Source organism: Atribacteraceae bacterium (assembly GCA_035477455.1).
Lineage (GTDB): Bacteria > Atribacterota > Atribacteria > Atribacterales > Atribacteraceae > DATIKP01.
The window spans coordinates 1-9,642 of the sequence record DATIKP010000012.1 but is presented as its reverse complement, the minus strand read 5'-3'; the positions used below and the strand labels follow the sequence as shown (position 1 = coordinate 9,642).

At 50.5% G+C, this 9,642-nt stretch carries 11 protein-coding genes; 6 read left to right on the top strand and 5 right to left on the bottom strand.

What is annotated here, in order from left to right; translation table 11 throughout:
* Positions 1 to 183, top strand: a 183-nt coding sequence (locus tag VLH40_00520; GenBank protein ID HSV30493.1) for a hypothetical protein, incomplete at its 5' end; no start/stop codon positions are given.
* Here VLH40_00520 and VLH40_00515 read toward each other — a convergent pair.
* The 3 genes from VLH40_00515 to VLH40_00505 form a co-directional block, all read right to left on the bottom strand.
* A complete protein-coding gene (locus tag VLH40_00515; GenBank protein HSV30492.1) occupies positions 184 to 933 on the bottom strand; it encodes a 3-oxoacyl-ACP reductase family protein in 750 nt (249 codons plus the stop codon).
* A 15-nt stretch (positions 934 to 948) separates the two neighbouring features.
* Complete coding sequence (locus VLH40_00510; GenBank protein HSV30491.1) at positions 949 to 2,325, bottom strand: dipeptidase; 1,377 nt, start codon at positions 2,323 to 2,325, stop codon at positions 949 to 951.
* Positions 2,326 to 2,643: 318 nt separating this feature from the next.
* Entirely contained in the window at positions 2,644 to 3,483 is an 840-nt protein-coding gene (locus VLH40_00505; protein HSV30490.1) for a peptidylprolyl isomerase, read from the bottom strand.
* Positions 3,484 to 3,803: 320 nt separating this feature from the next.
* Between VLH40_00505 and VLH40_00500 the strand changes: the two genes are divergently transcribed.
* The gene (locus VLH40_00500) at positions 3,804 to 4,289 is read left to right on the top strand and encodes a hypothetical protein (GenBank protein HSV30489.1); all 486 of its coding nucleotides are present in this window, start codon (positions 3,804 to 3,806) and stop codon (positions 4,287 to 4,289) included.
* Positions 4,290 to 4,298: 9 nt separating this feature from the next.
* Here the strand turns inward: VLH40_00500 and VLH40_00495 are convergent, their stop codons facing one another.
* Positions 4,299 to 5,483 (bottom strand): diguanylate cyclase, encoded by a 1,185-nt coding sequence (locus VLH40_00495; protein HSV30488.1) that lies wholly within the window; start codon positions 5,481 to 5,483, stop codon positions 4,299 to 4,301.
* Positions 5,484 to 5,760: 277 nt separating this feature from the next.
* On the opposite strand from VLH40_00495, the gene VLH40_00490 reads away from it, so the two are divergent.
* The 4 genes from VLH40_00490 to VLH40_00475 all read left to right on the top strand — a co-directional run bounded on the left by VLH40_00490 (position 5,761) and on the right by VLH40_00475 (position 8,631).
* A complete protein-coding gene (locus VLH40_00490) occupies positions 5,761 to 7,446 on the top strand; it encodes a glutamine--tRNA ligase/YqeY domain fusion protein (protein HSV30487.1) in 1,686 nt (561 codons plus the stop codon).
* A gap of 12 nt (positions 7,447 to 7,458) precedes the next feature.
* Positions 7,459 to 7,623 (top strand): FAD/NAD(P)-binding protein, encoded by a 165-nt coding sequence (locus VLH40_00485; GenBank protein HSV30486.1) that lies wholly within the window; start codon positions 7,459 to 7,461, stop codon positions 7,621 to 7,623.
* 388 nt (positions 7,624 to 8,011) lie between these two features.
* Positions 8,012 to 8,239 carry an AbrB/MazE/SpoVT family DNA-binding domain-containing protein gene (locus tag VLH40_00480; protein HSV30485.1) on the top strand — a complete coding sequence of 76 codons (228 nt, stop codon included), beginning with the start codon at positions 8,012 to 8,014 and terminating at the stop codon, positions 8,237 to 8,239.
* A gap of 8 nt (positions 8,240 to 8,247) precedes the next feature.
* Positions 8,248 to 8,631 carry a type II toxin-antitoxin system death-on-curing family toxin gene (locus VLH40_00475; GenBank protein ID HSV30484.1) on the top strand — a complete coding sequence of 128 codons (384 nt, stop codon included), beginning with the start codon at positions 8,248 to 8,250 and terminating at the stop codon, positions 8,629 to 8,631.
* A gap of 162 nt (positions 8,632 to 8,793) precedes the next feature.
* Here VLH40_00475 and VLH40_00470 read toward each other — a convergent pair.
* Positions 8,794 to 9,642 (bottom strand): hypothetical protein (locus tag VLH40_00470; GenBank protein HSV30483.1); only part of this gene is annotated, 849 nt, incomplete at its 5' end.

The window sequence follows — 9,642 nt, the reverse complement described above, 5'->3', positions numbered from 1 at the left end:
GGGTCAACCAAGGCAGGTTTTCACAGACGGTTCTCGCCAGTTCTGCGGCTCAGTTGGGGAAAGAAGCGCACCAAGAGTTTTTTTTGTAGGTCGTTTAAACCCCCACCGTTCATGGTTCTTGAAAATCATGCGTCAGTTCTGGAGTTGCCTGCGTTTATTGAACTGGCCGACTTTCAGGCTTGATCAATACCCTCCGGAGACCACCAGGACCTGTCCGGTGACAAAATCCGCTTGCTCATCGGTGAAGAACAAGACCGCCCGGGCGACGTCTTCTGAAGTCCCCAGGCGGCCCACGGGAATTTTTTTGATGACTTCCGGTCGCCGGTCTTCAGGGGTGACCTCCCGAAAGAGATCCGTGTCGACCTTACTCGGGGCAACGACGTTCACAGTGATCCCCCGGTGGGCCCATTCTTTGGCCAGAGCCAGGCTGAAAGGAATCATGCCTCCTTTTGCGGCGGCGTAATGGGTTCCCGAAGTTCCTCCGGTGATTCCCGACGTTGAGGAAATATTGACGATCCGTCCCCAACCGGCTTCGGCCATATGGGGAAGAGCCGACCGGCAGGTGAGGAAGGGACCCTTGAGATTGACGCTCATCAGGTGGTCCCAGGTGCTCTCGTCTACCTTTGTCGTGTCGATGTAACCTGGATCACCGACTGCGGCATTGTTGACCAGGATCTCGACGAAGCCGAGTTTGGAATGAACGACCGAAAACATCGCAGCGACATCTTGTTCACGGGAAACATCGCCCCCCACGGCGACCGCTTGCCCCCCCTCTTTCTCGATTTCCCGAACGACGGCTTGGGCGGCGTCCGGGTGGGAGTAGTAATTGACGGCCACCCGGACGCCCTGACGGGCCAACTCCAGAGCGATTCCCCGGCCGATTCCCCGGCTGGCGCCGGTGACCAGGGCGACGCGCCGATTCACCTTGATCATGTTATTAGCACCTCCTCATTGCAAGACGGGATACTCAAGGATACAGTCAATCAGGGTGTGAATACCTCGTTCAAAGTCGGCAAGATTCAGCCGTTCGTTAGGGGAATGCACCTGATCGTCAGGACTCCCCCAGCCGATAATCAATATGTTTTCGCACGAGAGATGGCGTTTGAACATAGTGGCGACTCCCACTGATCCCCCAAGACGAACATAGACCGGAGAACGGCCGAAATGCCGCTTGAGCGAATGATGCATAGTCCGGAAAATTTTTGAGTCCCGGGAAACGACGATTGGTTCAATACCCGAAAATTCGGTCAAGGTCAGTTCCACGCCGGGCGGAGCGATGGAGTGGAGATAGTCGCTAAGGAAGTGGGTGATCGAAGATGGATCCTGTTCCGGGACCAGCCGCATACTCACCTTGGCTCCGCCGCGGGCCGGTATGATGGTTTTGGCTCCCTCACCGGCGTAGCCGCCCCAGATACCGCACACATCGAGGGTGGGACGCAGAAGCATACATTCCTGCGCAGTATACCCTTTTTCCGGGGTTAAGGCGTTGACTCCCAAGTATTCCAGCATGCGTTGTTCGTTAAAGGGAAGGGAAGCCAACTCTTCGCGTTCCCAAGGTTCAGGTTCTCTGACCTGGTCGTAGAAATGCGGAATGGCGATATGACCGTCGGCGTTTTTCAGGCGGTCCAGGAGGGAGGCCAGAACATTGAGTGGGTTGGCGACGCCCCCACCGTAGACCCCTGAATGGAGATCGAAGCGCGGTCCGGTGATATCCACCTGGACGTAACACAGCCCTCGCAGGCCGTAACTTAATGTGGGGATTCCCCGTTCGTATTGCTGGCCATCCAGGATAACAATGGCCTCAGCGGTAAAATCCCGGCTTCTTTTGCTTAACCATGATTCGAAATGGGGGCTTCCGATCTCTTCTTCCCCTTCCACGACCAGGATCAGGTTGATCGGAAGGGAGGATTGCACTGAAAGGATGGCTTCGATGGCCTTTAAAGCGGTAAAGAATTGACCCTTATCGTCATTCGATCCCCGCGCATAAACAAACCCGTCACGCATTTCCGGAGAAAAAGGAGCCGACGACCACTCTTCCAGAGGGTCGGGAGGTTGTACATCGTAGTGGCCGTAAATGAGGATGACAGGACGGTCCGGGTGGTCGATGCGGTGGGCGAAGACCACCGGATGTCCATTGGTTTCGTCAACACTGGTCTGGAAGCCAAGCTGTTCTGTTTGCCCAGCGAGCCAACTAGCGGCCTGACCAATGGCCGATTGAAAGGACGAGCCGGCGCTGATGCTGGGGATCCTGAGGAATCCGCATAATTCGCTATGGATCCGTTGACGGTGTTGCTCAATATACTGGTGGGTTTCCTGGGTTTTCATCGCTGCGATTCTCCTCTTTTAATGCACAGTAGATCCCATCCTCATTTTTCCTAAACGCTACCGTCGGGTACCGACTGGCCGACTCCTATTGGCGCTGTTGAAGGTCTGTTCACCGATTTCCTGGAAATCGGTGAACATCATGATTAATATACAGTGGTATGATGTTCTGGAGAGCATAGTATACCATTGGTCGAGGGGGGCCATGTGTTAAATGGAGAATCCACGGCAGATTTGCTTGAATTGATGGACAGCCTGATGATGCGATAAAAAGGGAGAGGCCGGCCTGGTGATGGCCGAAGGCCGGCCGGAAAAAGGGGTTTATTCCTCGAACATCACCACTTCGAATCGCTCCCGGAGTTCAGCGAGTTTCTCTCGGTATAACGCTTCCTGTTGTTGACCGGTCAAGATTTGGCGGATTTCTTCTTTCACATCCGCCAAAGGCCGTGTGCCCGGGCTTTGGCGGTCGGTGAGCTTGATGATGTGAAAGCCAAACCGGCTTTCCACCACAGCGCTGAGCTCATTGATCGCCAGAGCGAAGGCTGCGTCCTCAAATTCAACGACCATCCGGCCCCTCTCGAAAAATCCGAGGTCGCCGCCCTGTTCCCGGGAGGGACAATCGGAATACTTTGAAGCCGCCTCTTCGAAGGGGAGACCCCCTGCGATCTCCGCGAGAATTGTTTCCGCTTCCTCGGCGGAATCAACCAGAATATGGCTGGCCCGGATCCTTTCCGGGGTGGTGAACCGGGTTGAATTTGCCTCATAATAAGCCTCGATAGCAGTGTCTTCAACGGTGATATCGGAAAACACGGTTTCTACGGCATACTGGGTCAGCAGATTTTTCCGGATACTCTCCAAGTCCCTTTGAAAATCTTCGTTCTGGTCCAACTGGTCCGCTATAGCCCACTGGTAATAGAGGCTCTGGTTGACCAATTCTTCCAAAATTCTCTGGCGTCCTTCGGGAGAGTTGAACTGGATAGCCATTTGCGGATCGATCCGGGACAGAAATTCGTCGATTTCTGACTGCTTGATCTGTATTTCCCCGACCCGAGCGAGCACGGGATCGGTTGATTCAGGAGGGGCGGTTTGGGCAAACACCGCAGTGCCAAAAAAAAGGGACAGACAACACAGAATAGAAACAATCTTTACCAAGCGGGACATGAACAGACCTCCAATCGATGATATAAGTTTGGTGGTTCGTTTCTCGGACGAAAGGAAAACACCACCCCTATATTGTAACTGATTTTTCCAAGATATGTTCATCTTCTTCCGTGTTTCCAAAGGTGAGGGACGATTCGGGGCAGGAGAATAACTTCTACAATGTTTGGCCCAGCCTAAATAAGCGTGGACAAAAAAAATTGATTCCACTGCAATAAGTAGTTTGTTTTATGAAGAAAACGAAATACTTTCTTCATCTTCCCTTCATCTTTGTCTGATACAAAAAGAAAAAACTTTCTGGGAAAGAAGGGAGATGGTTTGGCATGGAAGAAACGACTTCCCACCGGTTACTTGCACTCGTTGAGGAATACGTGGATCGCAGCTGGCATCTGATGAAATATTCACCTTTCTGTATCTTCCGTTTGTCACCTGATGATGGCAGGTCTGTCGTAGCTTATTTGAAAGACAAAGCGTTTCAGGATGATATAGAGAGGATTCGTCAGGGGTTCCTGATAAAGGTGATCGATTTATTTCATTTCCAACCGCTGGCCAGCCAGGAGATCGACCTTATCGTACGAGGGAAACTTAAGGAGCGGACTCCTATTTTTCACGTCGAAAGCGTTAAGGGAATAACCCTGCTCTTCGAATGCACGGAAGAGAAGGCCCGTGAAGCCGAAGAACTCCACGATGCGGTGTCAAACATCTGTGACTGGTTCATGCGGGTTGATATTATAAAATGTATCGAGCAGTGGCAGCGCAGCAGAAAACCTATTGTTCTACTCCCCAGTAGGATGGCTGGCCTTGTTTGATCGGGCAGGCTATTTGGACTCACTGACGATCTTTAAGAATTGAGTAACGATACTCGGATCGAATTTTTGTCCAGCCGAAGCTTCGATTTCCCGGATAGCCTGGGCGGTGCTCTTGGCTCTTTGGTGTGGGCGGTTATGAGTCATGGCGAGAAATGCGTTGATGATGTTGGATAATCGGGCGAGGTACGCGATTTTTCCCCCGGAAATACCAAGCGGGTAGCCGGTCCCATCCCAGCGTTCCCGGTAAGAGAGTATCGAATCGGCCAGGGGCGCGAGATCGGGAAAATACTGTACAATACGGAAACCGATTTCCGGATGTTTTTTGACGATATCCCATTCGGCTGGTGTGAGGAATCCCGGTTTTATCAGAACCTCTCGAGGGAGGGCAATTTTTCCAATGTCATGGAGCATTGCCAGCTTCAGCAACTCTTCCAACTGGCGTTTGGACAGTTGGAAACTTTTTCCCAGGGCCAGATGGAGTTCAAGGATTTTCCCCTCACTGTTATGCCAGGTTTCCTGATGGATTTCAAAAAGTTGGTATTTCAGGGCTTCTAAAAAAATCCGCCGGACGGTACTGCTTTTTAGGGTTTTTTCGTGAAACATCTTCTCTTCGGCTTGCTGAAGGACAGAAGCCAACACCTGGTTCGGGTGGATTTTCGTGGCCAGACCGAGAGAAGCGCTGATGGGAATCGGCTTCCATCGCTTCTGGAGGCACCTTTCCAGGATCCGGCTGCAAATTTCTTTTCCCTTTTCCTCCGGGGTTTGGGGGAGAAGAATGGTAAACTCGTCCCCTCCCCAACGGGCAATGACGTCCTCCTGCCGGCATGACTCCCGAAGAATTCCGGAAAAGGACATTAAAAGATGGTCTCCCTTTTGGTAGCCGAACGCGTCGTTGACCAGCTTGAGACCATTGATATCGCCCATAACCACTGAAAGTGGGAGTTGCCGTCTGGTGTCGAGTCTGCGCATTTCCGTCTCGAAGTACCGACGGTTGAACAGTCCGGTCAACTGGTCGTGAAAGCTCAGCGAAAGAAGGTCTTTTTGTAGGCTTAAGTCTCGGGTAAAAGCTCTATAGGAATCGACGCTCTCGTGGATAAAGATGCGGACGGTTTTCTCTCTGGAAACCCGGTCAGCTTTGAATGTCTGATCAGGGTCGCCCGGAAGAGGGGTGTTTGAGTTATCAGTTTCTCTCATGACTTATCAACCATTTTCATTATTGGCGGTATATTTTCTAACCATAAATATCACAAATCCATTCGGTGGGCAACCGGCAATCCGAGTTGAGTATCGTTTGGGAAGTCAATCTGTCGGCAAGGATTTTCACCCATAAGGTTTTTAATTCTTTCGCTCTTTAACTCTCGCACCCTTCTACTGGCTGGCTTCAAACTCCACGTTTTTTGATAGAATAGACATCAGAGACAATGTTATGCTTGAATTTCAGACTTAATGTTTCAGGGAGGCGAACGTAAGGATGGAAACGGAGCTTTCCGAGAAGGGAACCAATTTTCTGGAACAGATCATCATCGACGACTTGAAGAGTGGTCGGGTCAAGACCGTGAAGACCCGTTTTCCTCCGGAGCCGAACGGATATCTGCATATTGGTCATGCCAAATCGATCTGTCTCAATTTCGAACTGGCTGAAAAATTTGGTGGCGACTGCAATCTGCGCTTTGATGATACCAATCCGCAAAAAGAAGAAGCTGAATACGAAAAAGCCATCATTCAGGATGTCCGGTGGCTGGGATTTCGCTGGCGTGCCATATGCTACGCTTCCGATTACTTTCGGCAGTTTTACGAATGGGCCCTGGAATTGATCAATTTCGGAAAAGCCTATGTCGACCACCAGAGTGCCGAGGAAATCCGGGAAGCCCGGGGGACCTTGACCGAGCCAGGGAAGGAGTCGCCTTACCGGAACCGTACAATCGAAGAAAACCTGTCATTATTCGAAAAAATGAAAAAGGGGGACTTCGCGGAAGGTCATTGTGTCCTACGGGCGAAAATCGATATGACCCATCCCAACTTGAATATGCGGGATCCCGTGATGTATCGCATCCTGAAAAAACCACATTACCATACGGGAGACACCTGGTGTATCTACCCCCTGTACGACTTTGCCCATGGTTATGAGGATGCCATCGAGGGGATCACTCATTCGATATGTACCCTGGAGTTTGAAAACCACCGTTCTCTGTACGACTGGTTTCTGGATAACGTCAGTGTTCCCTGTCGGCCTCAGCAGTATGAATTTGCCCGGCTCAACCTCAGTTACACGGTGATGAGTAAGCGGTTGCTGCTTGAGTTGGTGAACCGGGGTATTGTAGCGGGTTGGGGCGATCCAAGAATGCCCACCATCAGTGGTCTACGCCGGAGGGGCTACACTCCCGCCTCCCTCCGCCGCTTCTGCCACGAGATCGGGGTGGCGCGGGTGGAGAGCCTGGTCGAAATCGAATTTCTCCATCACATCATCCGGGAGGAATTGAACCGAACCGCTCCCCGGAGAATGGCGGTGCTCAAACCGCTCAAGGTGGTGATCGAGAACTATCCGGCAGGGAAAATCGAGGAACTCGCCGCGGAGAACAATCCCGAAGACCCGGCCGGTGGCACGCGTCCGATGCTCTTTTCGCGAAATCTTTTCATCGAAGAGGATGACTTCATGGAAAACCCGCCCAAGAAGTTTTTTCGTCTCGCTCCCGGACGGGAAGTGCGCCTCAAACACGCCTATATTATCAGTTGCCGGGAGGTGGTCAAGGACGTTGCAGGGCGGATTGTGGAACTGCGTTGCCTTTACGATCCCGACTCGCGCAGCGGTTCTGTCCAGGCGGGCAGGAAGGTCAAGGGGACCCTCCACTGGGTGGCGGAAAAAGCGGCGCTGAGGGCGACGGTGCGCCTCTACGATAACCTGTTCACCCTGCGGGACCTCTCACGGATGGAGGAGGGAAAAACTTACGAAGACTACCTGAACCCCGACTCTCTCCAGGTGTTTGACGGAGTATTAATCGAACCCTCCCTGGCCAAAGCACATCCGGCGGACCGTTTTCAGTTCCTTCGCCAGGGCTATTTTTGTGCCGATCAGGAACACACACCGGATCGACCCCTTTTCAACCGGATCGTATCTCTCAGGGATACCTGGGCGAAAATCAGCGCTCAAACCGAGTGAGGAGGAGACCCAATGGCTGAAAAGAAAGTTCTGATTATCGGCGCTGGTATCGCCGGGCTTTCCGCTGGATCGTACCTTCGCCGTAACGGGTATGATACCGAGATTTTCGAAACCCATGCGTTGCCGGGAGGACTTTGCACCGCCTGGAAACGGGGTGACTATACCTTCGACTACTAGGTCGGTAAATACAGCTACATCTACCTTGTGGAAGCCTATCGGAACGAAAAGGGTGAACCAAGTCCTTAAGATTCTGGCAAAGCAGCGCATCCAAGAGATTGCCACTCAGCGCATCGTATATCCTGCAACTAAGGAACAGCGCTGTATATATGAGGCTTTTGGTATCGAGGTACCCACGTAGTTATAAATGCGGGGTGGGATTTTAGGATTTAACTTGTAGCATATATGTGCTATAATATAGCTATAACAATTTGTCATAGATAGCTCCCCCCTCTAACGCCCCCCGCTTCTTCGAAGCGGCGGCCTAAGAGCGGCTACGCTACTATATTGACTGGTTCTAAGCTTCAGCCTTCTGCTGAAGCCAAGACTCAGTTGAAGAGGTGATAAAATGGCAAGGAAAATTACTTTGCGGCAAATGGGTGGCTCCATTGGAGCCACAATACCTAAAGAAATTGCTGAACGTTTCCATCTTAATAAAGGTGATGAAGTATTTGTTTCTGAAACCGATAAGGGTATCTTGATAACACCATACGATCCCAACTTTGATAAAGCGATGGCTGTTTATGAAAAAGGGGCCAAGAAATATCGTAATGCTCTTCGCGAACTCTCTGAGTAGGCGCCTATATGAAAGAACCGATTTGGTTGACCAAGGCAATCATCGAGGCAATTCACATCAGCCAGATGCGGGAACATGGCGGCCAGTATGGTGTCAGAGACATAAACCTTATGGAATCCGCTCTTGCACGCCCAATGAATCGCTGGGCATATGAGCAAGAATCAGACATTATAACTTTAACAGCTATTTATGGATATGGCCTGACAAGGAATCATTGCTTCATAGATGGTAATAAGAGGGTCGCTTTTATGGCGATGTATACTTTTTTAGGTATTAATGGATATGAAATTGACGCGACAGAACCAGAAGTTGTCGATTTGATGCTCGGCGCTGCAGACGGCAGTATTTCTGAAGAACAATTAATAAGCTGGTTACGCATGCACGTACGGTAAATCCGGGGGCGGTTGTATGTCCGCAAGGGCTGGCATGTTCAGCAGGAGACAGACCTGCCAGGGTAATAACCATTTTACCCGGAGCTACCGCGGAAATAGTGATGAAAGGATATTCTATATGAAACGCATTAAACTTTTGAACATAGCGCCCTAAGCGATTCATTAGGTTGCTCCCATTGAGCAAACTGATTTAAGATAGCGACATTGAGATCTTTTATATTTGGAAAATAACGATTGTGTGTTACCTTGCGCCGGGTGATTCTCCAAACTCTTTCTATAGGATTGAGTTCCGGTGAATAAGGCGGTAAAAAAGCTCTTTGAAATCGTGGCTGATGCTCTATGAAAAAAGGCTTTAAATCTTTGGCGTGGTGCTATCGCGCATTGTCTAAAATCATAAGGATATTCCCATGGGTTTGGCTGAGTAAAAAGCAAAGAAATTGTTTGAAGCTTTCGGCATTGAAAATTGAAGACGGCTGAGTTAATAATCGACCTGTTTTCAGATTCACTGCTCCAAAGAAGCCAACTCTTTCTCGAGGAGAGGCCGATATAACTCGAGGCTGTTTTCCTTTTGGAGCCCCAGTACGTATAAGACTGGAAGATCTTTGAAAATGAACTTAGTCCTGCGCTCATTTTACCCATTCCGGGAGTTTTTTTTAAATTCTTCTCGTTTTTGGGGGTCAGCTTCAGCGGCCTTTCTGCGAGGTCTTTGCCGGCTGAACCCCAGTTTGTGGAATAGATTCTGGCATTGGCGCACTCGCAAATATACGCCAAAACCTTTTGCAAGGTGACAGGAAAGCAGGGGGCCATCCCAAATACTTTGGTCATAGCCAAATTCTCTGGGAGAAAGTAACAAGTCTTTGCGTAACTCTGCTTCCTGTGATTCTGACAGCTTACGGGGGCGTCCGGAACGGACTCCTTCTTGTAGTCCGGCCAGGCCGCTTTTAATGAGTCGGTGCACCCAATTGTAAACACTGACAGGAGAGTGATTGTAAATACGCGCGGATTCATAAC